Source organism: Campylobacter showae (genome assembly GCF_900699785.1).
GTDB lineage: Bacteria > Campylobacterota > Campylobacteria > Campylobacterales > Campylobacteraceae > Campylobacter_A > Campylobacter_A showae_D.
The window spans coordinates 1,513,356-1,539,119 of sequence record NZ_LR535679.1 but is presented as its reverse complement, the minus strand read 5'-3'; the positions used below and the strand labels follow the sequence as shown (position 1 = coordinate 1,539,119).

Annotated in this window: 26 protein-coding genes, 1 tRNA gene and 1 pseudogene; 9 read left to right on the top strand and 19 right to left on the bottom strand. The window is 46.4% G+C overall.

Features of this window, described 5'->3' with window-relative positions:
- Nucleotides 1-21: 21 nt before the first annotated feature.
- From E4V70_RS07705 to E4V70_RS10795, 16 genes are all read right to left on the bottom strand, one after another.
- Nucleotides 22-231 (bottom strand): DUF4006 family protein, encoded by a 210-nt coding sequence (locus tag E4V70_RS07705; protein WP_122862544.1) that lies wholly within the window; start codon nt 229-231, stop codon nt 22-24.
- A complete protein-coding gene (locus E4V70_RS07700) occupies nt 232-1,092 on the bottom strand; it encodes a c-type cytochrome (protein ID WP_122862543.1) in 861 nt (286 codons plus the stop codon).
- Nucleotides 1,092-1,313 carry a cytochrome c oxidase, cbb3-type, CcoQ subunit gene (locus E4V70_RS07695; RefSeq protein WP_002949110.1) on the bottom strand — a complete coding sequence of 74 codons (222 nt, stop codon included), beginning with the start codon at nt 1,311-1,313 and terminating at the stop codon, nt 1,092-1,094. Before E4V70_RS07695 ends, E4V70_RS07700 begins: the two co-directional genes overlap by 1 nt.
- Nucleotides 1,314-1,321: 8 nt before the next feature.
- Nucleotides 1,322-1,987: a cytochrome-c oxidase, cbb3-type subunit II gene (gene ccoO, locus E4V70_RS07690; protein ID WP_122862542.1), complete on the bottom strand. Its 666-nt coding sequence runs from the start codon at nt 1,985-1,987 to the stop codon at nt 1,322-1,324.
- Nucleotides 1,980-3,461: a cytochrome-c oxidase, cbb3-type subunit I gene (gene ccoN / locus E4V70_RS07685; RefSeq protein WP_122862541.1), complete on the bottom strand. Its 1,482-nt coding sequence runs from the start codon at nt 3,459-3,461 to the stop codon at nt 1,980-1,982. The genes ccoO and ccoN overlap by 8 nt, the downstream gene beginning before the upstream one ends.
- Before the next feature lie 98 nt (nt 3,462-3,559).
- Entirely contained in the window at nt 3,560-4,237 is a 678-nt protein-coding gene (locus E4V70_RS07680) for a response regulator transcription factor (protein WP_122862540.1), read from the bottom strand.
- A complete protein-coding gene (locus tag E4V70_RS07675; protein ID WP_122862539.1) occupies nt 4,234-5,451 on the bottom strand; it encodes a PAS domain-containing sensor histidine kinase in 1,218 nt (405 codons plus the stop codon). The genes E4V70_RS07680 and E4V70_RS07675 overlap by 4 nt, the downstream gene beginning before the upstream one ends.
- Nucleotides 5,444-6,166, bottom strand: coding sequence for a sulfite exporter TauE/SafE family protein (locus tag E4V70_RS07670; RefSeq protein ID WP_232037844.1), 723 nt, complete (start codon nt 6,164-6,166; stop codon nt 5,444-5,446). Before E4V70_RS07670 ends, E4V70_RS07675 begins: the two co-directional genes overlap by 8 nt.
- 55 nt (nt 6,167-6,221) lie before the next feature.
- The gene (carA, locus tag E4V70_RS07665; protein WP_122862537.1) at nt 6,222-7,340 is read right to left on the bottom strand and encodes a glutamine-hydrolyzing carbamoyl-phosphate synthase small subunit; all 1,119 of its coding nucleotides are present in this window, start codon (nt 7,338-7,340) and stop codon (nt 6,222-6,224) included.
- Entirely contained in the window at nt 7,337-7,888 is a 552-nt protein-coding gene (locus E4V70_RS07660) for a DUF507 family protein (protein ID WP_122862536.1), read from the bottom strand. The genes carA and E4V70_RS07660 overlap by 4 nt, the downstream gene beginning before the upstream one ends.
- A 315-nt stretch (nt 7,889-8,203) precedes the next feature.
- Nucleotides 8,204-8,833 (bottom strand): MotE family protein, encoded by a 630-nt coding sequence (locus tag E4V70_RS07655; protein ID WP_122862535.1) that lies wholly within the window; start codon nt 8,831-8,833, stop codon nt 8,204-8,206.
- Complete coding sequence (locus tag E4V70_RS07650) at nt 8,830-9,258, bottom strand: flagellar export protein FliJ (RefSeq protein ID WP_122862534.1); 429 nt, start codon at nt 9,256-9,258, stop codon at nt 8,830-8,832. The genes E4V70_RS07655 and E4V70_RS07650 overlap by 4 nt, the downstream gene beginning before the upstream one ends.
- Nucleotide 9,259: 1 nt before the next feature.
- The gene (locus E4V70_RS07645; protein ID WP_122862533.1) at nt 9,260-10,510 is read right to left on the bottom strand and encodes an adenylosuccinate synthase; all 1,251 of its coding nucleotides are present in this window, start codon (nt 10,508-10,510) and stop codon (nt 9,260-9,262) included.
- A complete protein-coding gene (locus E4V70_RS07640) occupies nt 10,507-11,376 on the bottom strand; it encodes an ATP phosphoribosyltransferase regulatory subunit (protein WP_122862532.1) in 870 nt (289 codons plus the stop codon). Before E4V70_RS07640 ends, E4V70_RS07645 begins: the two co-directional genes overlap by 4 nt.
- Complete coding sequence (locus tag E4V70_RS07635; RefSeq protein WP_232037843.1) at nt 11,373-13,625, bottom strand: PAS domain S-box protein; 2,253 nt, start codon at nt 13,623-13,625, stop codon at nt 11,373-11,375. The genes E4V70_RS07640 and E4V70_RS07635 overlap by 4 nt, the downstream gene beginning before the upstream one ends.
- A gap of 82 nt (nt 13,626-13,707) precedes the next feature.
- A tRNA-Sec gene (locus E4V70_RS10795) sits at nt 13,708-13,805 on the bottom strand.
- Between the two features lie 92 nt (nt 13,806-13,897).
- Here E4V70_RS10795 and E4V70_RS07630 point away from each other — a divergent pair.
- Complete coding sequence (locus E4V70_RS07630) at nt 13,898-14,506, top strand: BON domain-containing protein (RefSeq protein ID WP_122862531.1); 609 nt, start codon at nt 13,898-13,900, stop codon at nt 14,504-14,506.
- Nucleotides 14,507-14,729: 223 nt separating this feature from the next.
- On the opposite strand, the gene E4V70_RS07625 is transcribed toward E4V70_RS07630, so the two are convergent.
- Genes E4V70_RS07625 through E4V70_RS07615 form a run of 3 tightly spaced genes read right to left on the bottom strand, consistent with a single transcriptional unit; the run spans nt 14,730 to nt 18,607 of the window.
- Entirely contained in the window at nt 14,730-17,189 is a 2,460-nt protein-coding gene (locus tag E4V70_RS07625; protein ID WP_122862530.1) for an efflux RND transporter permease subunit, read from the bottom strand.
- 7 nt (nt 17,190-17,196) lie between these two features.
- Nucleotides 17,197-17,784 carry a Tgt2/MlaC family protein gene (locus tag E4V70_RS07620; protein WP_122862529.1) on the bottom strand — a complete coding sequence of 196 codons (588 nt, stop codon included), beginning with the start codon at nt 17,782-17,784 and terminating at the stop codon, nt 17,197-17,199.
- Between the two features lies 1 nt (nt 17,785).
- The gene (locus tag E4V70_RS07615) at nt 17,786-18,607 is read right to left on the bottom strand and encodes an MlaA family lipoprotein (RefSeq protein WP_122862528.1); all 822 of its coding nucleotides are present in this window, start codon (nt 18,605-18,607) and stop codon (nt 17,786-17,788) included.
- 63 nt (nt 18,608-18,670) lie between these two features.
- Between E4V70_RS07615 and E4V70_RS07605 the strand changes: the two are divergent.
- The 8 genes and pseudogenes from E4V70_RS07605 (at nt 18,671) to E4V70_RS07570 (ending at nt 25,316) form a co-directional block, all read left to right on the top strand.
- A pseudogene (locus E4V70_RS07605) lies at nt 18,671-19,452 on the top strand (TOBE domain-containing protein).
- 2 nt (nt 19,453-19,454) lie between these two features.
- The gene (gene modA / locus E4V70_RS07600; protein ID WP_122862526.1) at nt 19,455-20,201 is read left to right on the top strand and encodes a molybdate ABC transporter substrate-binding protein; all 747 of its coding nucleotides are present in this window, start codon (nt 19,455-19,457) and stop codon (nt 20,199-20,201) included.
- Nucleotides 20,202-20,582, top strand: a complete 381-nt coding sequence (locus tag E4V70_RS07595) for a TOBE domain-containing protein (RefSeq protein ID WP_122862525.1) — start codon at nt 20,202-20,204, stop codon at nt 20,580-20,582.
- On the top strand, nt 20,579-21,523 hold the full coding sequence (locus E4V70_RS07590; protein ID WP_122862524.1) for an ABC transporter ATP-binding protein: 945 nt from the start codon (nt 20,579-20,581) through the stop codon (nt 21,521-21,523). The genes E4V70_RS07595 and E4V70_RS07590 overlap by 4 nt, the downstream gene beginning before the upstream one ends.
- Nucleotides 21,520-22,194, top strand: coding sequence for a molybdate ABC transporter permease subunit (modB, locus tag E4V70_RS07585; RefSeq protein ID WP_122862523.1), 675 nt, complete (start codon nt 21,520-21,522; stop codon nt 22,192-22,194). The genes E4V70_RS07590 and modB overlap by 4 nt, the downstream gene beginning before the upstream one ends.
- Nucleotides 22,191-22,658, top strand: a complete 468-nt coding sequence (locus tag E4V70_RS07580; protein ID WP_122862522.1) for a redoxin family protein — start codon at nt 22,191-22,193, stop codon at nt 22,656-22,658. The genes modB and E4V70_RS07580 overlap by 4 nt, the downstream gene beginning before the upstream one ends.
- Nucleotides 22,659-22,875: 217 nt before the next feature.
- On the top strand, nt 22,876-24,210 hold the full coding sequence (locus E4V70_RS07575) for an MBOAT family O-acyltransferase (protein ID WP_122862521.1): 1,335 nt from the start codon (nt 22,876-22,878) through the stop codon (nt 24,208-24,210).
- Nucleotides 24,210-25,316 (top strand): SGNH/GDSL hydrolase family protein, encoded by a 1,107-nt coding sequence (locus E4V70_RS07570; protein WP_122862520.1) that lies wholly within the window; start codon nt 24,210-24,212, stop codon nt 25,314-25,316. The genes E4V70_RS07575 and E4V70_RS07570 overlap by 1 nt, the downstream gene beginning before the upstream one ends.
- The last annotated feature ends 448 nt before the right edge of the window (nt 25,317-25,764 follow it).

Genomic DNA, 25,764 nt, shown 5'->3' with positions numbered 1-25,764 from the left:
TTTCTAAAACCGCTTGCATGATTACTCCTTCACGCGCACTTGCTTGGCGTTATCCGCGCTCTTCATCTTTAGCTCGGAGGCGTTTAGCGTGTATGGCTTTTGCGCGACTTCTTGCTGGAGCTTGATCGCGTAGTACGTGAGCGTCGCTAGGATCGCTAGCAGCAGCCCGGTCGCGATGAGCAACCCCGTCGCGCCGTGGAGGCCGAAAACGTTTCGATTCGTGTTTTCCATTTATTCTCCTTTAGAAAGCGAGATGACGTACTCGCCGACGGCTTTTTGCTGCAAGGCGTTTAGCCTGCCGTCGCTAAATTTAGGCATCGTACCGATAGCGCCCTTTTTCCCGCGCTGCAATACGTCCTCGACAAACTCGGCCGTGCCGTATTTAGATAGATCGGGAGAGTTGCCCTCCATGCCTTTGCCGTCCTCGCCGTGGCACGCCGCGCAGGTAGCAAAAAGCTCCTTGCCCGTTTCTACCAAATTTTCGTTTTTAGTCTTTTTTATGCCCGAAATTTCTTTAGCTATGTAGGCCGCGATCGCCTTTGCGCCCTCCTCGTCAGCCATACCCGCAGGCATCTCGCCCATCGGGTACTCAAGGCCTTTTGAGCCGTTTATTATCGTATCAAATATCCCCTCTTCGCTACCCCACTTGGAGAGGTCTGCCGCCTTGCCGTTTATACCGTCGCCGGTTATACCGTGGCAGGAGGAACACTGCACTAAAAATAGGCTCTCGCCCATAGCGTGAAGCGTCTTGGCGTCCACGTTTGCGAAGCGTTTTTCAAATTTAGCGTTTGCGGCGGCGACTTCTTCGTTGTATTCGCCGATTTGCGAGTAGGAGTTTACCGGATAGCCGGCGATCATATACCACAAGGCCCAGACGATGCATATCGCGTAAACTATCGCCCAGCCCAGCGGTACGGGATTTTTGTACTCGCCTATGCCGTCCCAGCTATGCTCGCTTAGCTGGGCCTTAGGTTTTGCTACCTTCATCTGCCCGACCAAGCGACTCACGACGAAAACCGTGGCTAAAACGATAGCAATAGCTCCGATAAGCCCCAGTAAATTTACGTTATCTTCTAAATTAAACCATTGCATTATTTTTCCTTTTTAGCGTTTTGCTCTATGGACGCAGACTCTAAAATTTCCTCGTCGATACCGTCTTTTAGGGCGAGGTCGGAGTATCTTTCGTAGTTTCGCCTGCCGCTCTTTTCGGATCTATAAAGATGAAAATAGTATCCGTAAAGAAGCGCGGCGCACACGGCTAGAAAGATAAAAGCTCCGTATCCTTGGATATCTCTTAGAGTCTGCGCATCCATAAATTTGCCTATTTTAAGCTATTTAGATAGGCGATGAGCGCCACTATCTCGCGGATCTCTCCGCGCTCAAAGGCCTTTTTGACCTCCTCGTCCTTCATCTCCTCAACTATAGCGGCGGCTTCTTCTTTGACCGCTGCTTGAGCCTCCTCGTAGGTGCCTAGTCTTGGCATACCCTCTACGTCGTACGGTACGCCAAATACCTTTTTCGTCGTTACCGCCTCGCCGTATGCCGTCTCGATATCGGCGTTGTTGCTAAAGTGATGCTTGTAAGCAGGCATTATAGAGCCCGGCACCACGGAGGTCGGCTCTTTCATATGATTTTCGTGCCAGTCAGTGGTGCGGTAGTTACCCACGCGCCAAAGGTCGGGGCCGGTTCTCTTTGACCCCCAAAGATGCGGGCGGTCAAACGCATACTCGCCGCTAAGCGAATACATGCCGTATCTATCGGTCTCGGCCTTAAAAGGGCGAATTTGCTGCGTATGGCAGGCGTTACAGCTATCTTTCATATACACGTGTTTGCCCGCAAGCTGTAAAACCGTCGGCGGCTTGGTGCCCTCAAGCGGCCTAGCTCTGTTGGCAAAATCAGGCAAAATCTCGATCACGCCCGCATAGGCGATAAATATAAAAACCATAACCGCGAAAAAGAAGGGATTTTTTTCTAACCAACTAAACATTAGCAACCTCCTTTACGCCCGCAGGACTCGCGCTTAGCGGCTCTTTTACGAGCGCTTTGGCGCCAAAACTCTTGTAGATATTATAAACAAATATAAAAAATCCAAGCAGATAGAGTAGTCCGCCTACGGCTCTGATCCAGTAGTACGGCACGATATTTATCACCGTATCGATAAACGAGTAGGCTAAATTTCCGTATTCGTCCGTCGCGCGCCACATCATACCCTGAGTGATGCCCGCGATCCACATCGAGGAAAAGTAAAGCACTATGCCGATAGTCTGTATCCAAAACTGGGTTTCCATCAAGGATTTTGAGTAAATTTCGCGTTTAAATACGCGAGGCGTCATGTGATAAAGCGCCGCCATCGTCATAAAGCCGACCCAGCCTAGCGTACCGTCGTGCACGTGACCCGGCACCCAGTCGGTAAAGTGGGCTAGAGCATTTACGGACTTTATCGCTAAAATCGGCCCTTCAAGAGTAGAAAACATATAAAACGTCGAGCCTAAAATCATAAATTTGATAAGAGGATTTTCTCTAAGCTGCTGCCACTCGCCGCGCATCGTTAGAAGCATATTTATCGCCGAACCCCAAGACGGCAGTATCAAAACCACCGAAAAGACCGAGCCCATCGTCTGCATCCAATCAGGCACCGCAGAGTAGATCAGATGGTGTCCGCCCGCCCAAAGGTAAAGAAACATGAGACTCCAAAACGAGAAAATCGAAAGCTTGTAAGAAAATATCGGCTGACCGCTCTCTTTAGGAAGGAAATAGTAAATTTGAGCGATTATCGGCACGGTAAACACAAACGCCACGGCGTTATGCCCGTACCACCACTGCACTAGCGCGTCGTTAGCTCCGGCATACATCGAGACCGAGTGCCACCAGTTGCCGTAGCCGGAAACCAACTTAGTCGGCACGGCCATGTTGTTAAACAAATAAAGCATCGCGATACCCAGAAACGTCGCGATAAAATACCAAACCGAAATATAAAGCGTCCTCTCGCGGCGGATACCGATAAGGCCGAATATACTAACGCCCCAAAGTACCCAAAGCACGACCACGCCGATATCTAGCGGCCACTCTAGCTCGGCGTATTCTTTTGACGTGCTAACGCCCGCAAGTAGGCTAAACACGCCGCCTGCCATAACCAGCATATATATCCAAAAGTGTAGCTTGCCCACCGTCATCAAAAACGGCGACTCGCTCATCGAGACCTTCAAAACCCTCTGTCCGATGTAGTACCACGTCGCAAATACGCCCGAAAGCATGAATCCGAATATCACGCCCGCCGTGTGCAGCGGTCTTAGGCGGCTAAAGGTGCCGTATTCGCCCGCGAGATAGTTTAGATCGGGATATGCCATCTGAAAGGCTATCAGCACGCCTATGCCCATGCCGACTATCCCAAACAGTATCGTCGCGAACATAAAATACTTGGCGACCGTGTAGTCGTAGCTTAGCGCCCTGTCTAGTCGCATCGATATCCTCCTTTGTTTATTTTATTACGAAAATGTTATTTTACTAAAATTTAAGCGCAAAATCGCTTAATCGTTTTAAATTTACGCTACTTTAAATTTTACTTTTTCAGCTCGATTTTATAACCCAGACCCGGCGAATTTTTGATGAGACCGGCGCCCACTTTATCGCGTATTCGCTTGATAAATGTTCTAACGGCCGGATCGTTTACCTTTTCGCCAAACCACACCACGTTTCTGATCTCCTCGGTTAAAACGAGCGTACCTATGCGCTTAACTAAAAGCGAGATAAAGGCCAGCTCTTTTTTGGTTAGCGCGATCTCGACGCCGTTTTTTACGAGCACTTTTTTGGTTTGATTAAACGAATATCCGCCAGAAATCTCGATGATATCGGCACCTATGATTTTGGTTTTTACGATCTGCTCCAGCACGACGAAAAGCTCGTCCATGTCGATAGGCTTGATCACGTATTTATCGATACCCACGTCGATAGCTTTTAGCAGCTTTTCCTTTTCGCTATATGCGCTTAGGATCACTACTGGCGTGTTTTTTGAGAACTCTTTTATCTGCCTTGACATCTCAAGTCCGTCCATGATAGGCATCATGATGTCGGCTATTACGATATCGGGGCTAAATTTTTTAAATTTCTTAAGACCTTCGTCGCCGTTTGAGGCCGAAATAACCTTTTGAAATACGCCGCCGAAAACCTCTTGCATCGACTCCCTTATGCTATCCTCGTCCTCGACTAGCAGTAGCGTTAGCTCTTTAAAATTTTTCATTTTCCATCCTTTAGCGGCAGTTTTATCTCAAATTCCGCTCCAAATTTTACGTTTTTAGCGCCGGCGCTTCCGCCGTGATTTTTAGCTATGCTTTTTAGCATATATAGGCCGATACCGGTGCCTACGCTCGGGTGCTTGGTGGTAAAATAAGGCTCAAAAATCTTGTCCATTATCTCCTCTTTTATGCCTCCTGCATTATCCGTTACTCTTATGATAGCAAATTTATCCTTTGTTTCTAACGTTAGCGTTACTTTTTTATCGCTTTTTTTATTTGCCAGCGCATCTTTGGCGTTAGAAAGCAGGATAATCACGGCCTGACAAAGCTGCGACTCAAAACCGTAAATTTGCCCCTCGCTTTTTAGCTCCAAATTTACGTCTATGCCCTCTTTTTCGTAGGTTCCCTGCACCATCTTTAGCGCGTTTTCTACCGCAGCCGAGGGCAAGAAAGCCTCCCTCTCGCGCTCGACGCTAAAAAAGTTTCTAAAATCCTCGATCGTTTGCGACATGCCCTTTATCACGCGCTTTGCGTGCTCGTAGCCGGCCTCGAATTTCTCGTTTGTCTTGACGCCCTCTTTTAGTTTAAAAAGCGTAATACTAAGCTCGTTTAGCGGCTGACGCCACTGGTGAGCGATGTTTGCGATCATCTCGCCCATCGAGGCTAGACGCGACTGCAAAAAGAGCATTTTGGTCTTTTCCTCGTTTTTCTTGATCTCGGCCTTTACCAAATTTTCTAGATTTTGGTTTAAATTTACGAGCTCTGCCGTCTGCTCGGCGACCCTGTTTTCGAGATTTTCATTTAAATTTAACAGCTCTTTTTTCGTCTTTTCAAGCTCGTTGTTGAGATTTATCACGTCCGTCACGTCGTACCTGATCGCAAGAAATTCCTCGATCTCGCCGCTTAAATTTAAAATCGGGATGATAGTCGTGTTTAGATAGACGTCGCGGCCGTCTTTGGTACGGTTTCTTATCGTGCCTTTGTGCACTTTTTTGGCTAAAATCGTCTCCCAAAGCCGCGCGTAAACGTCCTTTGGCACTTCAGGATGTCGCACGATGTTGTGATTTGCACCGATTAGCTCCTCGCGCGTAAAGCCCGACATCTTACAAAACTCGTCGTTTACGAAGGTGATAGTGCCGTTAGTATCGGTCTTTGAGACGATATTACTAGCCTCGATAGCCTCTTGATACTGCCTGAATCTTGCTTTGATGTTATCCATTGCTCGCCGTAAATCCTATAAAAGCCAGGTAAATTCCGTAAATTATTATTGCCGCCCCGCTTAAATTTAGCGCGTATTTTTTAAATTTTTCGCTCACGACCTTTAAAACCAGCGCGTAAAAGCTCATCGCAAAAAAGCTAACCGCGCCGAAAGTCGCGGCGATGGCTACGCCCTTTGCGCCGCTGCCGCTAGCTAAGGCCAAAGCTAAAAAATAATAAACTACCCCGCACGGCAGCAGTCCGTTTAAAAATCCGAGCGTTAAAAACCCAAGCACGCTATTTTTGGCGATCGCGGCTTTCATTTTTTCGTTTAAAATTTTGGATAAAAATGCGTTTTTCTCGATAAAATTAAGTAGCGTCCCGCGCCTAATGAGCGCCGCGCCCAAAACCGCCGTAAAAACGCCGACGGTAAAAAACAAGTAGCCTCGCGCCGCAAGAGATAGCGTAAATACGCCGCCAAACGACCCGAAAATAAAGCCAAGCAGCATATAAGCGCAAATTCTAGCCAGGTTATATCCCGCTATCATCGCTGCGCTAAAAAATTTACCTTTGCCGCTCAAAAACCGCGCGAGCACGATAGCAAAACCGCCGCACATACCCGCGCAGTGGCCCACTGAGCTAAGCGCCGCGACGCTCAAAATCGAAACAAACTCCGCGTCGCTCATTAAATTTGACCGATAGATTTCATTTGTAAATTTTAGCCGCGATGGAGCCAAATTTGATCCGCAAATTTAGCTCTAAAATTTGCTCAAATTCGACCGCGACTAGCAACTATAAAATTTCTAAAAATTGTTTAAAGATATACTTGCTCTCGCTCGGCCCGCCGCTAGCCTCGGGGTGATGCTGCACCGAAAATACCGGATAATCCTTGTATCTCACGCCCTCGATCGTGCCGTCGAAAAGATTTCTATGCGTGATATGGGCGACCTGCGCGATCTCCTCGGGAACGTTGTAGTTGTGGTTTTGCGCCGTTATCTCGACTGCTTTGGTTTGCAAATTTAAAACCGGGTGATTTGCGCCGTGCTGACCGAATTTTAGCTTGTACGTTTCAAAGCCGAATGCATTGCTAAGCAGCTGATGGCCTAGGCAAATGCCAAAAATCGGCACCCTCGCCTCGATCAGTTTTTTTATCTGTGCGATCTCGTTTTTTAGAGCTTTTGGTTCGCCAGGGCCGTTTGAGAGAAACACGCCGTTTATCTCGCCTTTGTTAAATTTGGCGATGAGCTCGTCTGCTTGCACGTCGTGCGGATAAATTTGCGTCTCAAGGCCCATTTCGCAAAGCTCGTTTAGGATGTTTCGCTTCACGCCGTAGTCGATGACGGCGATCTTTTTGCCGTTTGATTTTAGCGCAGAGTAGGCTTTGCTCACGTGATCCCAGGCGCCGTTTTCGTGAACGTAAATTTGCTCCGTGCTCACCTTTGCGACGTAGTTTATCTCCGAGATTCTAGGCGAGTTTTCGAGCAGTTTTTTTAGCTCTTTTTCGTCTGAAATTTCAGTCGAGATCACTGCATGTAACGCACCGTTATCGCGTAGCATCTTGGTTAAAAATCTCGTGTCGATGTCGTAAACGCCGAATTTACCTTGCTCTTTGAAAAATTCTTCCAAGCTTTTTTGTGAGCGGAAATTTGACGCGGTAGAGTTAAAATCCCTCATCAAAACGCCGCTAGCGTGGATTTTGGCGCTCTCCATATCGTCTTCGTTTACGCCTACTATACCGATCTCGGGCATCGTAAAGACGATAAACTGCCCCGCATAGCTAGGATCGCTCATAATCTCTTGATAGCCGGTTAGGCTTGTATTAAAGACCATTTCGCCGCTAGCCGTACCGCTCGCGCCAAAGGCCTTAGCCTGCAAAAAAACGCCGTTTTCAAGGTAGATATAAGCTCTCACAGCATGCCTCGTTTTCTTAGCTCGTCCTCGTACAGCCGCTCAAATACGATGTCGTACTCCTCGGTGCCCGGGATCAGTTTGCGCTTGTAGCCGTCGATCTTGTCGATGACCACGTCTTGTAAAATTTCATACGTTTTTAGATAGTCTTCGATCGAGCCGTAGATGATGTTTTTGATACGGTTTTCGGAGACCGTGTAGTCGATGAGTCCCTTTTTCCAAGCGCTTTCAAGCACGAGGTGGGCGACGTTGCTAAAGCGGTCTTCGTACGTAAGTATCACGCCGTACTCTTTGGCGAGTTTCTTTTTTACGAGCCAAAACATATTTTTTCTATCGACTTGCATGCTCTCCATATCGTCTTCGTTCTCGGCGAGCACCTCGTTTACGCGCTCTTCAAGAGCTTTTTCTTTTTGTAAATCGTTATCTAAAATTTCTTTCGCGCATGCCGCTACGGGCTCTACTCCGCGCGTTAAATTTACGAATCCGGACTTTAATAAATCAATAGCGATTTTGTGCGCGATGTAGGGTGTGTGTGGGAGTTTTATACGCATTTTTACCTCTCTTTTTGGGCTTGATTTTAACCAAAATTTGGTAAGAAATACCTAAAATCTCACGGCATTTTTGTTTTGGCAAGCGTTTGTTTTTGGTAAAATTTGAAGCAAAATTTGAGGCGCGGATAAAAATGCTTTTGAGACTGGGCGCTAGTTAAATTTGAGCTTTAGCGTTAAATTTGACGGCAATAAAATTTAGCCTTTGGAGTCAAATTTGACCGCCAAAGGCTAAATTTAGCTTTTGCATTACCCGCGCAAATTTGAGCTCAAATTTAGACGCAAGCCAAGCTAAATTTAGAGCGCTATAGCCCAAATTTATAAATTTAGCAGATTACCCGCCGGACCGTCGGGCGAAGTCGGAGAGACTTCTTGCGTTACGTTTTTCTCAGCCTTTATAAACGGCGGGCCTTGCTTGATTAAAAGCGTGATTTCAGACGCTGCGGTAGGCTCCATTTTAGCCATTATCGCGGAGATTTTTTTAGGGCTTAGCGAGTACATGATACTAGCCGCATCCGCCCTATCCATCGCGCTTAGCACGTCGGCGGCGGCTTGATCTTTCATCTTGCCGTAGGTCTCGCCGACCTTGTCGCTAGTCATCGCTTTTAGCTCTTTTACGATTTCCTCGTTTTTCTTTAGCAGCTGCTCGGTTTGCTTTTTTTCCTCTTGCGCGCGGGCTAGAGTTGCGTTTATCTCGGCCTCTTTGACGGCTAGCTTGGCGTTTCGCTCCTCAAAAAGCGCCGCCGAACTCGCTCTAAAAGCCTCCAAAGCCTGCCTTGCTTCGTCTATTTTGACAAGCTCTCTTTTTAGCTCGTCTTTTCTGGTTTCAAATATCGAAACGCAGTCCACCGGGATCTTAAAGCCGCTTTGCGCCGGGCTTTGAACATTTGCGTCGCTTGCTCCCCAAACACATAAATTTAAAGTTAGTAAAATCAAAAATTTTTTCAAGCCTTCGCCTCTTTTTGCCTAGTAAAATTCATCGTCGCAAACTCGTCCAGAGCCGCCGCTTCGGCCTTTTTTATCTTTTCTATTTGCGCGCTAAAGTCCTGGGTTTGCAGGTATTTCATCTTTTCGTACTCTAGATTGGCCGCCTTGTACTGCCGCTCGAGGTGCGCGATGCTTTTTTTCGTTAGCTCTAGCCGCTCGGTTAGCAGATTTTTTTCTCGCCGCATAGCGCCCAAAAGCTCTAGCGAACCGCGTAGATCGGCCGCAGAGCCGCTTGAGGGCATTTCAAATTTTGAAATTTGCTCGGCGGCCTGCGCTATGAAGCCCTCTATCATCGCCGCTTCGTTTCTGGTTCTTGCCAAATTTAGCTCGATTTTGTCTAAATTTCGCTTTTTTATATTTACGATTTGCGTAAATTTGCTTTTCATCTTATCGAACTATCGTGTCTTCGCGCTCCGGGCTAGTAGATACTATGCCGACCTTTACGCCCGTGATCTCCTCGATGCGTTTGATAAAGGCCTTTGCATTTGCGGGCAGATCGTCAAATTTACGCGCCCCTTCTACCTTATCCCAGCCGTCAAGCTCCTCGTAGACCGGCTTTACGCCCTCCAAATCGCTTGGGAAATACTCGATTATCTTGCCGTTTTTCTCGTAGGCTTTGCAAATTTTTACCTTTTTAAAGCCGTCTAAAACGTCAAGCTTCATCAACGCAAATTTATCCACGCCGTCAAGCCTCGCTGCATATCTCACGCCGACTGCGTCAAACCAACCCGTGCGGCGCGGCCTGCCCGTCGTAGCGCCGTATTCGCGTCCGATATCGCGTATCTTTTCGCCGTCTTCGCCCATATCCTCGGTCGGGAAAGCGCCGTTACCGACTCTAGTCGTATAGGCTTTGATGATGCCGATTACCTCGCCGACGTTTTTAGGGCTTAGTCCGATACCGCTGCAGCTGCCTGCTGTTACGGTGTTTGAGCTGGTTACAAAAGGATACGTGCCGTGATCGATGTCTAGCAGTGTGCCCTGCGCGCCCTCAAGCAAAATTTTCTTATCCGCGTCTATGGCTTCCCAAACCATGTGTGTGGTATCTACTATAAATTTAGCCAGCGCCGCCTCGTAGCTCTTTAGTTCGCCCAAAAGCTCCTCGCGCGCAGGCGCTTTGACGCCTAAAACGTCTAAAAACGCTTTATTTGCCGCAAAATCGGCCAAAATCGCGTCGCAAAGCTTTTCGGGGTTTTTTAGCTCTCCTACGCGGTGTCCGCTGCGGCTGATTTTGTCGCTATACGCAGGCCCTATACCCTTGCCAGTCGTGCCGATAGCGTGTGCGCCTTTGGCCTTTTCTTTGGCTTGGTCGATTTGCGCGTGATAAGGTAAATTTAAATGCGCCTTGTCGCTGATAAATAGCCGCCCCGAGACATCTCCGAACTGCTTTAGCTCTTCGATTATCTCGGCCGGGCAGAGCACGACGCCGTTACCGATGATGTTGATTATATTTTTATGAAGTATGCCTGAGGGAACCTGATGCAATGCGATTTTCTTGCCCTCTACGACGATCGTGTGGCCCGCGTTGTGCCCGCCTTGACATCTGCACACCATATCATAGCCGCCGCTTAGCAGATCTACGATCTTGCCCTTACCTTCGTCTCCCCACTGCACGCCCACTATCACGTCAGCCTTGCTCATACTCTCTCCTTTTGATCTAAATTTTCGATTAACGCGTCGGTATATACGCCAAATCCGCTGCTTTTGATGCCTTCTATCTCGTAGTTGCCGCCGCCGCTTAGCACGGCATTGCCGTCTAAAAATCTAAAAAATAGCTTGTCGTAATACCTCATCTTTGAATAATATAACGGAACAATTCTTAAATTTTCATATTTTACCGCTTGGGCTAGCTTTTTTATCTCAAGCAGCGCGGTTTTTATCTCGTTCGGCACTAGCGGCAAAATCTCGTCGATGTCCGCAACCGTATTTACGAAGGCTAGCCTTTTTAGCCACTCCTCGTTTTGATTTAGGATTTTTTCGATCTCGCCGTGCTCAAATATCGAAATGGGTAAATTTAAGAGCCTACACACGATCTGCGGGATCGCGATGTGGCTGATTTGTAGCACGGGCGCGAGATCAAACGACTCAAAAAGCTCCTTTGCGATCTTGACGCTAGTAGCCAGATCGCTCTCGCCGATTAGCTCGGCGCCGATTTGATAAATTTCGGCGCTGGGGTACTTAAAAACGGGCTGGATATAAAACCAGCGTTTAGGCTCGGTGTCTTTTAGGCGTCTAAGCACGATACGCACGACATCCACGGTGCTATCGGCACGCAGGCTGATTTGGTGATTTTCATGATCACTAAAGCGCACCAGAGCCGTGGGTTGCACGCTTAGATGCTGATGATACGAGAAAAAAGGCGTCACGATCTCGTGAAATCCGTTTTTTTCCAAAATTTCGCTCGCCGCACGCTCGATCTTTCTTTTTATTTTCGCGCTTTGCCCGAAATACAGCCTCGTGCCGCTCGGTATCTCGTGCTCGTAAACGTTTGCGTCAAATTCGCTCACTCTTGCTCCTTTGCTTTTGATTCGTCAGTGTTCGCCTCCGGCTCTCTCCACGGCAGCTCGTGAAACGCCGCCACGAAGTAGCTAGGCTTTGAGCCGCTATAAACGGTCGCGATGTCAAGCTGCTCGAGATAAATTTCGCCGTTTTTGCGCTTGTTGTAAATTTCTCTGCTGTAAAAGCCCTTCGTTAGCAAACTTTGCCACATGTGCTCGTAAAATTTAGCGTTGTGCACGCCTGATTTTAGTAAATTCGACGGCTTGCCGATGGCTTCTTCTTTGGAGTAGCCGCTCATCTTGCAAAAGGCTTCGTTAGCGTCTAAAAATACTCCGTCTAGCCCGACTACGGCGACGGCTTCTTGCGCGTTTGCAAATAGACTTAAAATGGTATTTTTATACGCGTACTCTTTGCTATCGTTTAGTCGCGCTATCTCCATGCCGGTTTTTGCGGTCAAATTTGCTGCCAGCTTGCTCTCTATGAAGTACCCGATCACCTCGTCCACGGTTCTGCCGTCTTTTGAGATAAATTTGATAAATACGCTGCAGTTTATGACCTCTAGATTTTTCCTTATCAGCCTGCAAGACTGTAGCGACTCGTTCTCTTTTTTGAGCGAAGCCGCGTTAAATAGACTAAATTTGATATTAAATTCGTTCGCAAGCCTATCTCGGTCGTCTGGATGGATGATGTTTTTAAACTCAAATTCTTTTGAAAATATTTCGCTTTTTTTGTATCCCAGCGCGCGCTCGATATTGTCCGAAACGCTTGATATATCGCCTATAAAGCGGTCCTTCCAAACTACGCTAAACAGCGGTGAATGGGCGTCTATCTCGCTTTGTTTTTGCGCGTTTTTCTTTAGAGTATTGCTCTTCGTAATGTCTTTTACGACGCAAAAGCCGATCTTTTCGCCATTAGATAGCTCGTAGTTTTGCTTGTAGATGCGCACCTGTTTTATCTCGCCGCCCGCGACAAAATGGTTCGTTTCGTAAATTTCGCCTTCGTCTTCTTGTAGCGTTTTCATATCGGTCAAATTTGACGCGTTTAGCTCGGCTAAATTTTTGCTTTTTATAGCCTCCTCACTAAATCCGTAAAACTCGCACGCCCTCGCGCTTGCTTCGACGATCTTGCCGCTTTTTGCGTCAATTAAGAGTAAGACAAAAGGTCCCTTTTCAAACAAAAATCCGAATTTGCGCGAGTACTCCTCAAATTTCGCCTTTTTCTCGCCGAAATCTCTGTAAAATTTGACGATCTCGTCCGAGATTTGATCAAATTCCTCTACCGAGCCGAATTTTGCGTAGGTCTTGATCTCCTCGCCGTCGCCGGCTTTTGCGACTAAATTTTTGATAGATAAAACGGGCTTTATGACGGAGTTTTTGACGAATTTGACGTAACGAATCGTAAAAATAGCGCCCGCGGCCAAAAATGCGACGCAGATTAGTAAAAATATTAAATTTTCTTTTACGAATTTACCCATAGAATAGCTTGAAACCACGGCCAAACCGATCCCGGGAACTCTTTGGATATAATAAATCTCGCTATTTAGCGAGCCTAAATTTGCAAATTTTACTTCGTCGCTGTCTAGATAATCAACGTCCACGTCGTAAAGATCAAAGATGTTTTTGCGCTCTAAAACTAGCTCGGGGTTTTGGTGAAATACGATTCTACCGCTTTTGTCTATCGCGAACGAATTTACGCCGATCCTCTCGTATCCGCGCGCAAACTCCTCGTAAATCGCCGTAAAGCGTATGAGCGTAACCACCATTTTGCCGTTTTTCATCTTTTTTGCGACGAGTCTCGTCGGTACGTCGCTTTTGTCAAACATAAACTCTGATCTTAAAATTTTATCCTCAGGCTCGTTTTCCCAAGGCTTTGATAGGAAAAAGGCGGAGTACGTATCGCGCAAATTTTCATCGCTGACAAACTCTATCTCGCCGCGTTCGTTTACGACGAAAAAGGCCATGTATTCATTATTATTTTTTACAGCAAAGTCGAAAATAACGTTTGCGTCAAATTCGGGCGCGTCGATGTAGATTTCGATGAGCCTTAGCTCGTTATTTATGATTGAGGCGCGCTCTTTGAGGAAAATTTTAAAGTTAGAATTCGCAGCGTAAATATCCTCTTTTACGCCTTCAAATTTTAAATTTAACCCAAAGCTAGCAGCGCATATCAGAAATACGGCGGTAGCAAAAAGCACCACGTATACCCTGCCTAAAACGGCGCGTGCGAGAGGAAATTTAGAGGCGGATGAATTAGCCAAAAGAAAAACCTTAAATTAATTTAATATAAACGGCTTATTGTAGCTGAATTTTGCTTGTTTTAAGATAATAAACGTAGAAGTTTGGCGAGAGGATGAGAGAATCGAACTCCCCGCGAAGCGGTCAACCGCCCCGCCATCGGATTTGAAGTCCGCGAGCGCCACCAGATCGCTTTATCCTCCGCGTCGTTGGATGATGAGCGCGATTATAGCTAATTTTATATAAATTTTAGTTTGATTTCTATAGTATTTGGAGAAAATTTTATAGGTCGGCGATGAAAAAGCTATTTGCGCGATTTTTTTTAAAAAACCTTATCATTTTCTCGCCGATTTTTTTCCTTGGCGGTTGCCTCGAGCTCTTTACGACGGTGACGCCGCTAACGGGCATAAACGTCTACGACGCCTACCAGATCAGCAAAGACGAGCGCGGTATCTATTCGATAACGAAAGATAAATTTATAAAAACGAAAATCCAGACTAAAATTTTAGCCTCAAGCGGGCTTAGCAACCTAAACGTGGATGTCGAGAGCTTTTACGGCGACGTGTATCTCATCGGCGTGGTGCCTGACGCCGAGCATAAAACCAAGCTCGTAGACTTAGCTAAAAACACCGACGGCGTGAGTAAAATTTACACTTATATTCGCTTTCCTAGCGACGGCGGCGAATGCGAAAGCAACCTCGCCATAATGCTAAAACTAAAAAACAGCTTTTTTAAAGATAGCATAATCAGCGGCACAAGCGTGAGAGTAAGCGTAGTGCAATGCAACGTCGTATTTACGGGCATCATCACCGATATCGAGCAGGAAAAACACGCGATCTGGTACGCCAAGCACATCGACGGCGTGAGAGACGTTTACTCTTTTCTTAAGGTCATGAAAGAGTAGTTTTCTCCTTCAAATTTGAGTTAAATTTGAAGCACTCAGGCCTATGCAGTACGTTTTAAATTTATGCAGTCAAATTTACAAATTTAGCAAAACGCAAGACAAATATTCCAGACGGAATAGGCGTAGTTTTAATAATTTTTGGCGGGTGCGATATGAGTGTATATAAAATACATGATTGAGCACCCTAGCCAAAAATTATTAGAAATCCGTCGTTTACGGGGAATCAGCGGGGAATTCTAGGCCGGTAAAAGGTTTTGATTAGCGTCGGCAGCAGCACCAGCGCTCCCAGCAACATCATTATCATAACAAGATCGGTCAAAAGTCCGAAATATATCGTCGGGATAAAGTTGCTAGTCACCATTATGCTAAAGCCCAGGATGATCGCAAACGAGGTGTAGTACATCGCGTAGCCGATGCTTGCGTGCGAGGCCTTGATCGACTCGGCGACGTTTTTGCCACGAAGCTCGATTTTTAGGCGGTGGATGTAGTGGATGATGTCGTCCACGCCGATGCCTATGCTGATAGCCGCTATCGTAATGCTCATGATATCAAGCGGGATACCCATCACGCCCATGACGCCAAATACCGCGCAAAGCGGGATCAAATTTGACGTGATGGCGATGGCGGCAAGCTTAATGCTTTTAAAAATAATGCAAAAAACGATAAAAAGCGACAAGATCACGAAACCAAAAGAATCCACCTGCGAGGCGATGAGGCTTTGAAGGAGATTGTTATAAAGCACCATCGCGCCGCTAACTTGCACGCTAGCGTTGTCGTTTGCGATCAAATTTGCGATATCGGTTCTAAGCTCGCGCAAAAACTCGTCCCTGCGTAGCGCGTCGTCGCTATCAAGAGTTCGCGCGGTAAATCGAAGCTCGTTATCTTTTATGCTTACGTATGGGCTTAGGATGATGTCTTTGTATTTTTGCGGGATCTGTTCGTATAGGATCGAGAGCATGAGGCCGTCGGCGGGCTTTTGCGTGATGCGCTCGACGATCTTTACGACGGTGTTTAGGCTGCTGGCGTGCCCGACGAAGCGCTTATTTTCTAGATAGTTATGCACCTTTTTCGCGACGTCGATTTTATGCTGATTAAACCAATACTTATCCTCGTTCGCGCTAGCGGCAAATTCGTCGTCAAATTCGTCTTTAGGCTCGTTTTTGGCCGCGCTTTGCTCAAATTTAGGCTTGTTAAATTTGATCAATATATCGACCGGCACCGTGCCGCCCAGCTTCGTATCGATCACCTGCATGCCTTTGTGGATTTCGGTCGTATCTTTAAAATAGCTTATAAAGCTGTTTTCGACTTTTAGCTTTGAGATGCCGTAAAGCCCGAAAATAAGCACCGCAAGGCTAATGGCATAAACGGCGCGGCTATGATTTAGCGCAAACGTGGCGCAGTGCTTGGTAAAGCTAAATTTATCCTCAAACGTCCTAACGGGAGCGAGCTTTGGCATCAGCGCCATCGCGGAGCCAAATAGCAAAAACGCGAGCGCTAGCGAGATAGAGATCGACGCGCTCATCATGATGCCTAGCATTATGATAGGCTTGATATCGGAAAGCGCAAGCGACAAAAAGCCGATAACGGTCGTAAATATCGCAAAAAACGACGGACTGGCCTTATCGCGCAGCGTGAGATAGACTAGCTGACGGTTGCTAAGATGCGGCTTTGTGATGCAAAACTCGCGGTAGCTCACGATCAGGTGAATGACGACGGAGATGGTGATGATGAGCTGAAGGGCGATGTAGTTTGAGCTAATCACCGTGATCTCCCAACCGAAAAACCCAAACAGTCCGCTCGCCCAAATAACGCTAATCACGCAGATAAAAATCGGCATAACGATGTGGCGAATCTGTCTAAAAAACAGCCAAAGACAAAAGATCAAAAGCAACGTCACGCTGATGCCGTAGGTCGCAAGATCCGAGCGCACGAAGCTCACCATATCATCGGCGATCATATTTGCCCCGCCTAAAAACAGACTCTCGCCTCCGCCGAATTTCGCTATCGTCTCGCGGATCTGCTCGATCGCTGCGTGCTCTTTTATACGCGCTTCGTCGCGGTGAGCCTTAAACTGCGCATTTACGGCGCTTAGACGCTGTTTTTGCTCGCTTGTGATGTTGCCGTCAAGCTTGGCGTTTAGCAGAGCGTTTCGCTCGTTTAGTATGCTTTGATACTTTTCGTCGGTCTTTAAATTTAGCACGATTGCCGTAGTTTTTAGATCGCGACTAACGAGGTTGTTCGTATATAGCGGACTATCCGCGAACTCGCGTCGCACCAAGGTTTTGTTTATATCGGCATCGATAAGGCTTGGTACGTGCTTAACCAACTCGCCAAGATCGTTAGTTCCGCTTTGAAGCAGCGGGATGTTCAGTACCGAAATGACGTTTGAAACAAGCTCGTTCTTTTCAAGTTCGCGGCTTAAATTTTCTATCTTTTCAAGCGTAGAGGGCGCGAGCAGATCGTCTTTTGGCGTGTATGCGATGACTAGGTAGTTTGGGCTAACGTAGCGTTTAAAAACGTCTCTAAAGACGGCTAGATCTTTATCGTTTTCAAGTAGCAGCGTCTCGGTAGACGCGTCCACCTCGAGCTTGCCGCTAAAATATCCAAAAAATAGCGTCGCGGCTAGCACGCCCGCGATAACGATTTTTGGAAAGTTGACGATAAATTTAAAAATCCGCTTCATCAGCGCCTTATTGCGGAGCTTGGACGGAGTTTAGCTTGCTAAGCAAATTTTCAAAACTCTCGTTTTCCATAAGGCTGTCAAACTGGCTGCGGTAGGTCTGGATAATGCTAACGCCTAAAATTTCGACGTCGTAGATGAGCCAGCCGCGCTCTTTGGCGTTATAAAATTTGTACGTAAAGCCGTAGTTTTTGCCGTCCTCACCGACTAAATCTGCGTTTAGAAAGTAGCGATTTTCGTTCGGTTTTGTTACGTCTTTAAAATTTATAGTTTGGTTTTTGTAGCTTAAAAGCTTATCGACGTAGCTTGACTTTAATCTCTCTTCAAAAGCTTTGTTAAATTTGACCTTTTGATCGGCGCTTAGGTTATTGTAGCGCTTGTTTAGAGCGATCTTTGACATCTGCTCGTAGTCGAAATACGGATCAAAAACGGCGAAAATTTTACTTATTTTCTCGTCTTTGCTCAAATTTGCGTTTTTTAGCACTTCGATGGCGTCTTGCGTCGTTTTTTGCATCGTAGGTTTTATCTGCTCCTCGCTGATCGCAAAGAGGCTAACCGCGCTAAAAAGCGCAAGTAGGATGATTTTTAAAAATTTCATTTTATTCCTTTATTAAGTGGTTGCGGCGCTGTTCGTAGGCATCTCGTAGAAACGGATACAGGTCGATCGCGTCTTTTTTAAGCTTGTCGTAAGCGTCTGGGTGTAAGGACAAAAGATTGCCCTGACGGAATGTTTTTATAGCAAAGGAGTCTAGCGCAGGCTTTACGTAACTGATAGGATCGAGATAATAATCGCCGACTAGACCGACGATATCGCGTAAATTTGACGGTCCGATAAACGGCAGCACCACGTGAAATCCGCTACCTACGCCCCAGTAGCCTAGCGTCTGACCGAAGTCCTCGTCGTGGCGTTGCAGATTGTAGTATTTCGCGCCGTCGGTTAGCCCGCCAAAACCGATAATCGTATTTGCCAAAAATCTCAGCGTCTCCTCCCCAGCCTCGCTAAATTTAAACTGCAAGAGATTATTTACGAAGCGAACGGGATATAAAAGGTTGTCAAAAAAGTTTCCAGCAGCGGTTCTTGCGGCCTCGGGCACTATGTAGTTATAGCCTTTTATCGCGGGGTGGATGGCGTTTACGTACATAAAATCGTTAAACCCCGTCATCATTCTATTATAGCCGCTAAGCGGATCGAAAATCTCGCTAGGCTGGGTAAATTCGTCGTCAAATTCGCTCTTTTCTTGCGTTTGTTCAGCAAAAACGCAACTAAAAAAAAGCAAAAAAGAGAGTAAAAATTTTCTCATCAAATCTCCGAATTTCAAGTCTGCAAAGGCAGTAACCTGAGATTTTATCTCAATGTAGCTTTTAAATTTATAAATTTCAAAATGCCAGGTATTACGAAGTTTCTTTAAGTTATTTTTCATATATATTTAAATATACTTTCTAGCAAATTATTTTTTTATATTGATAGAATTTGGGGGATTTTCATGAAAGCAGACGTTAGTTTAGAGCTATTTTTAGATAGCGGCGTATCGGTGTTGGCTAAACATATAGAGCTTTTAAAGGCCGTAGAACACACCAAAAGCATAACCAAAGCCGCCGAGTACGTCGGCATCTCGTACAAAAACGCATGGGATAGCCTGGACGCGCTAAATAACCGCTCGGACGAACGCTAATCGCAAGAGCCGAAGGCAACAAGAAAAACAGCGGCTCGGAGCTCACGCCATACGGCAAAAAGATGATCGCGCTATACGACGCGATGCTAGAGAGCCAAAAGATATTTTTAGAAAAAGTTTGTTCAAATATAAACGTCGATACGAACGAAATTTTAAATTTACAGCGCATGAGCATGAGTCTAAGCGCGCGAAATCAACTAAGCTGCGAGATCACGGACGTAAAAACGGGCGCGGTAAATTCGCAAATCAGCGCCAAACTCTCAAACGGCGAAATTTTACGTGCTAACGTCACGGTCGAGTCTGAAAAAAATCTAAATTTAAAAGTCGGCAAAAAGGTTGTATTTATCTTTAAAGCCCCAAGCGTAATGCTCGCAAAAGAGGAAAATCTAAAACTAAGCGCGGCAAATTTACTAAAAGGACGCGTTATCGAGGCTAAAATCGGCTCCGTAAACGCCGAAATCGTACTAGAAATCAGCAATCATCAGACGATAACCTCTATCATCACCAAAGAAAGCGCGATGCAAATGCGCATCGGCGTGGGCGACGAGCTCACCGCTATAATCAAAGCAAGTCAAATCATAATAGGAGTATAAAAATGAAAAAAACATTTTTTTCGTTAGTCGTCGCGGCTCTCGCGGCTTTTCATCTAAACGCGGGTGAGATCAACGTATTTGCCGCAGCAAACGTCACTTACGCGTTTGACGAGCTAAAAGCGGAGTTTGCTAAATCAAACCCCGATACCAAAGTAACCGTCACTCTAGGAGCTAGCGGCGCGCTATCTACCCAGGTCAAAAACGGCGCTCCTGCCGACGTTTTCATGGCTGCAAATATGAAATTCGTCCAGGATCTATACGACACCAAATTTGCCGTAACCCAGCCCGTAGTATACGCCCAGGGCGCGCTTGCTCTATTTACGATCAGAGATATCGATCTAGCTAAGGGCATAAACGCGGTAGAAGGCCTAAAAGCCATTGCGATCGCAAATCCTGAAACCGCTCCGTACGGTAAGGCTAGCATCGAAGCTCTAAAAAAAGCGGGCATCTATGATAAAGTCGAGAAAAACGTCATCCTAGCAAAATCTATCGGCGAAGCTCTAAGCCAAGCTCTAAGCGCTGCTGACGTCGGATTTATCGCGGCTTCTGCAATGCATGATAAAAAAATGGCCGAGTACAAAGAGGGTAAAAACTTTATCCTCATCGATCCTGCGCTTTACACTCCGATCGACCAAGGCATGGTTATCCTAAAACACGGCGAAAACAATCCTGAAGCAAAAGCTTTCTACGACTTCATCAGAAGCGACCGCGCGAAGGAAATCTTTAGAAAATTCGGATACAACATCTAAATGATAAAGGCTAAAATTTCGGCGATAGAGCAAAATGACGGCGTTAGTGTTTTTGAGTTTAGCGCCGAAAATTTGAGCCTAAAAATGCTATCCTTGGAAAATCTGCAAAATTTAAAAATCGGCGACGAGGTTCGACTAAGCTTTAAAAGCTCGGACGTCTTCGTCGCTACTTCCCCGCTTTTAAACTGCTCTGTTTCAAACGAGATAAAAGCGCGAATTTCAGACATCCAAAAAGGACAAATCACAAGCTCGCTGCATCTAAACGCGGGCGAGTTTGAGTTTGAAAGCATCATCTCCACGGCATCGCTAAAGCGGCTAAATTTAGCGCTCGGCGATCAAATTTACGCCTACGTCAAGGCAACCTCGCTCTGCATCGCATGATAGAACTAAACTGCATAAAAAGCCTAAACGGCGCGAACGGAAAATTTGATTTAGACGTAAATTTGAACGTAAAAAAGGGCGAATTCGTCGCTCTCTACGGCAAAAGCGGTAGCGGCAAAACGACGCTTTTGCGCCTAATCGCGGGCTTTGAAACGCCTGATAGCGGAACGATAAAAGCAGGCGGACGGACGCTATTTGACGGCAAAAACTTAACACCGCCCCAAAGCCGAAATATCGGGTTTTTATTTCAAGACTACGCGCTTTTTCCGAATATGAACGTGATGAAAAACCTGCTTTTTGCAAATAACGACGTAAATTTAGCCCGCAAACTGCTGGGTCTTGTCGAGATGAGCTCGCTAGAAAACGCCGCTATCTCGCAGCTCTCCGGCGGTCAAAAGCAGCGCGCCGCCCTAGCCCGCGCTCTCATGCGAAAGCCAGAAATTTTACTCCTCGACGAGCCGCTCTCCGCGCTTGATAACGCCATGCGCGAAAAGCTGCAAGACTACCTTGCTAAGGTGCACGCCGAGTTTGATATGACGACGATTTTGGTTAGCCACGACGTCGCGGAGATCTACAAACTCGCGTCCAAAGTCTTCGTGCTCGAAAACGGCAAAATAGCGCAAGAAGGCGGCCCGGGCGAGATATTTTTGAGGCACAGAGGCTCGCAGAAATTTAGCCTGCCGGCAAAAATTTTAGAAATCTCAAAACGCGACGCCATCTACGTAGCCGTCGTCTCCGTAGGTCAGCAGCTTTGCGAAGTAGCGCTAAGCGCCGCGGAAGCCGCAAATTTAAAACCGGGCGACGAAGCGTCGATAAGCGCCAAGGCGTTTGGGCTAAATTTACAAAAAAACGGTAGCGAAAACAACGAATTTTACGGTGCGAAATCAGGCAAATTTGACGAGCGAAACGCCGAGATTTACGCGCAAAGCGAGCCAAAATGAATATCGATTTTACGCCCTTTTACCTCTCGCTAAAGCTTGCTTTTATTTCGACTGCGATCCTGTTTTTTCTCATGCTGCCGGTTGCGTTTTGGCTTAGCCGAGCGAGTTTTAAATTTAAACCCGTGCTCGAGGCCGTGATCTCGCTGCCTCTCGTGCTACCTCCTTCGGTGCTTGGATTTTACCTGCTTGTTTTTCTCTCACCTTACAACTTTTTGGGCAAATTTTTCGAGGAAACCTTTGATATCCGCTTGGTTTTTAACTTTTCAGGCCTCATCATCGCTAGCTGTATTTACTCGCTGCCTTTTATGTTTCAGCCGCTTCAGGCGGGATTTGCTAGCCTACCGAAGAGCCTTTTTGAGGCGAGCTACTCGCTGGGCAAAGGCAAATGGGAGACGCTTTTTAGAGTCGCTCTGCCAAACATCAAACCATCGCTTCTAACCGCGCTCATAGTGAGTTTTGCGCATACCTTGGGCGAGTTTGGCGTCGTGCTGATGATAGGCGGCAGCGTGGGGGACAAAACTAAGGTCGCTAGCATCGCTATCTACGAGGCCGTCGAGCTCATGGATTATACAAAGGCGCACGTTTATTCGGCGATTATGCTGTTTATAAGCTTTGCGGTGCTATTTTTAGTCTATTTTTTCAACAATTCACACGCAAAGAGGACGCAATGAAAGACATAAACGCAAATCCGGTCAAATTTAGCGAGCTAACGGACGGCAAAAACTGCATCGTTTTTACCTATCCCAAAATGGGCGAGAGCGGGAAGTTTTTACCGGAAAATTTAAAGGATTTAAAGGGATTAACCGGCTGCACGCTTCAGTGCAAAGCCTACCAAGAAAACCTTGCAAAGCTAGAATCCGCAGGCTTTACGCTAATAGCCATCGGCTCCCAAAGCGTAGAAAAGATGAATGAGTTTAAACAAAGCGTAGGTGCGAATTTTATCTTTTTAAGCGACGAAAACTTCGAACTAGAATCACCGCTAAATTTGCAAACTTTTACCACGAACGACGGCAAGAAATTTTACCGCCGCCAAACGCTGATCATCAAAAACGGCGAAGTCGTAAAAAGATTTAACGACGTAGCCGAGCCCGCAAACGACGCGGCAAACGTGCTAGCGACGATAGAGCGGCTTTAAATTTGGCTGATTTTACGCAAGAGGGCGAGAGATTTAGGGCTCAAATTTGGACGCGAATTTGAGCCGTTTGAACTCAGATTTAAGCCCCAAATTTGACGCCGAATTTAAAACCCGTCCAAGCAAAACCGCAAGTCAAATTTTAAATTCCCGTCAAACGTAAATTTAACCTAACCCAAAATAATTTTTTTATATAATTACGCAAAAATTTAGGCGGGATATGAATCTTTTTTCCATAGAATTTGGCTTGTGCTTTTTTATTTTTTGGCCGATTTATTACTTTTTAAACACTCGCCCGCACCTGCAAAAAGCCGTTTTACTCGCTTTTTCTTATCTGTTTTTAGCATCGTTCGGGCTTAAATTTTTAATCATAAATTTTATCTTTAGTACCGCGGTTTTTCTTTTTGTGAGGGCGGCTCAGAGCAAAGACTCCGCGATTCCGTTTGCTGCGGGCGTTATTTTCGTGCTTTGCGCGCTTGCGTTTTTTAAATACGGCGGGTATTTTACGATCAAATTCGGCGTCATGAGACTAGAAACCATCATTTTGCCGCTTGGCATTTCGTTTTATTCGTTTATGAGCATCTTGTTGCTAAAGGCCGTGCGAGACGGCGAACTAGAGGCGCCCGGCTACATTGATACGCTGATTTTTCTTAGCTTTTTTGCTGCGATTATTTCGGGTCCGATTTTACGACCAAAGCCCTTTTTCGAGACGCTAAATTCACCCAAGGTTTTTCGCGCTAGCCCCGTCATATTCGCGCTTTTGTGCTCCGCGCTTTTTAAAAAACTCATCGTCGCAAACCATCTTTTCGAGATAGTTAATCCCGTTTTTGCCGCACCCACCCTACCCGCCTCGCAGCTTCTAGGCGCGCTTTTTGGCTACAGCGTGCTGCTTTACGCCGATTTTAGCGGCTACGTGGACTTCGTGACGGCGCTAGGACTCATGTGCGGTTTTGTTTTGCCACAAAACTTCAACCGTCCTTTTACGGCGCGAAATTTAAAAATTTTCTGGCAAAATTGGCACATCAGCCTTATGAATTTTTTTAAAGAGTGCGTCTATTTCCCGCTGGGAGGCAGTCGCGGCACGCAGGCGCAGACGCAGCTAAACGTGATGCTAGTCTTTGCGATCTCGGGCGTCTGGCACGGTGCGGGACTTAGCTTTTTACTCTGGGGGCTCATCCACGGCCTTGGCGTCGTGTTTTTAAACTTAACCGACGAGCGCAAATGGCCAAATTCGGCCATACTTGGACGATATTTTACGTTTATTTTCGTGAGTATGGTTTGGGTCTTTTTCACGATGGATTTTGAGGGGGCGGTGCGCTATATCGGGGCGATTTTTAGAAACTCGGGCGGCGAGCTTCTTGCGATTTGCGCGCTGTTTGCGGGCGTTTTTGCTTTTGTATTTTTATACGCCGCGCTTGACGTTTATCCGATTTTGGTTAAATTTTTTGAGAATATAAACGTTATTTTTTCAGCCGTTTTTTTAGCGATTTTTGGGATAATTATTTACTTTTTGATGCCGTCTGGTATGCCTAATTTTATATATCAAGGATTTTAATGAGAGCGTTTTTTGGGGTATTTCTCGCGTTTTTTACACTGATTGCGCTATTTTTGCGACCGCTGTCAAACTACTACGAAGCCAAATATCAAAAGGATTTTTTCATCACGGACGAGCGCGCGATGGCGCTGAGCGATAAATTTATAAACATCGCCGAGGACGGCTTACAAAGCGCAAAATCGGCTATTGATAAATTTACGGGTATTTTTTCGGGCGATAAAAAACAGACCGCAACGAGCGCTAAAACGGAGCAAAATTTAACCGTATCGCAAGCCGAAACGTCAAATTTAAACGCCCAAAATGCGCAAAATTTAACGCCTAGTATCGGCGCGGTAAAAGAAGCAAATTTAACGGCTCAAAGCGTTCAAACGCCTACTAAAACCGTTTCAAATTTAGATAAAAACGGCTCGCTAGCCTCAAATTTAACGCCGAGCGCTCCGAGCAAAACGAACAAATCCGCGTTTTTTGATATCGAGCTAAACGAAAATTTGGGCGTCATCTTGATAGGCGACTCCATAATGCAAGGCTTTGGCTGGGGCTTTGAAAACGCGCTAAAAACGAGCAAAATCTCAATCAAAAATATGGCAAAAGCTAGCACGGGACTAACCAATAAGAAATTTTACGACTGGAGTGAGGAGCTAAAGACGGCGCTAGCAAGCTTAGAAAATCGCCCGCAAAATTTGCTGATATTCGCGCTTTTTGGCGCGAACGACGCTTATAGCTACACGTTTGACGAGCAGGCGCTGGACTTTGGCACCGACGCGTGGCGCGAGGCCTATGAGGGCAGGATCGCCGAGATCTACGAGATCGCAGGGCAGCACGGCGCGCAGGTCGTGTGGCTGGGAGTACCGTGCATGAAGAGCGAGAAATTCGACAAAAAAATGAAGGCGCTAAACCTGATCTACAAGGACGCCGCGCAAAAATACGGCGCGCGCTACATCGACATCAGCGGCGCGATCTGCGATAACGGCAAGTATCTAAAAGAAGGCGCCGACAAAAAGCCGCTACGCAAGGACGACGGTATGCACATCAGCATGAACGGCGCTAAAAAGATCGCCGTCTACGTAGTGGACAAGCTACTAAACGGGCAGAGCGATAATTTTTAGCCGAATTTGTGTTTGGATAAATTTGCAAGCTCGGTAAATTTTCACGGTCGGAAATTCTTAAAATTTGGAATTTGTAGAATCTATAAATTTGAAATCTCGCCGAATTTTGCGTCTTAAATTTGAGCAAATTTGCCGAGCCGTTCGCAAAATAAATACGGGCACGCCCCAACTAGTTTACGCCGACTTTCAACGTACAGCGCAGCCAAATGCTCGCTCGTATAAAATAAAATATCGCGCGAAATATGCGCGGCCGTTTTTTGCCCTAGACGATTATCCAAATCCTCGGCGCCACCCCTATTTTACTATGTCCGTTCTGGATTGCGCGACCGCTTGTCAAACGGGGGTTTGGTGCAAAACTTTGGCGCAAAATCGTCAAATTTGCTAGAAACGTATATACAAACCGCGCTTGGCGCCTTCGCGTCGTCTGCGGTGTGTGTACTACAACTGT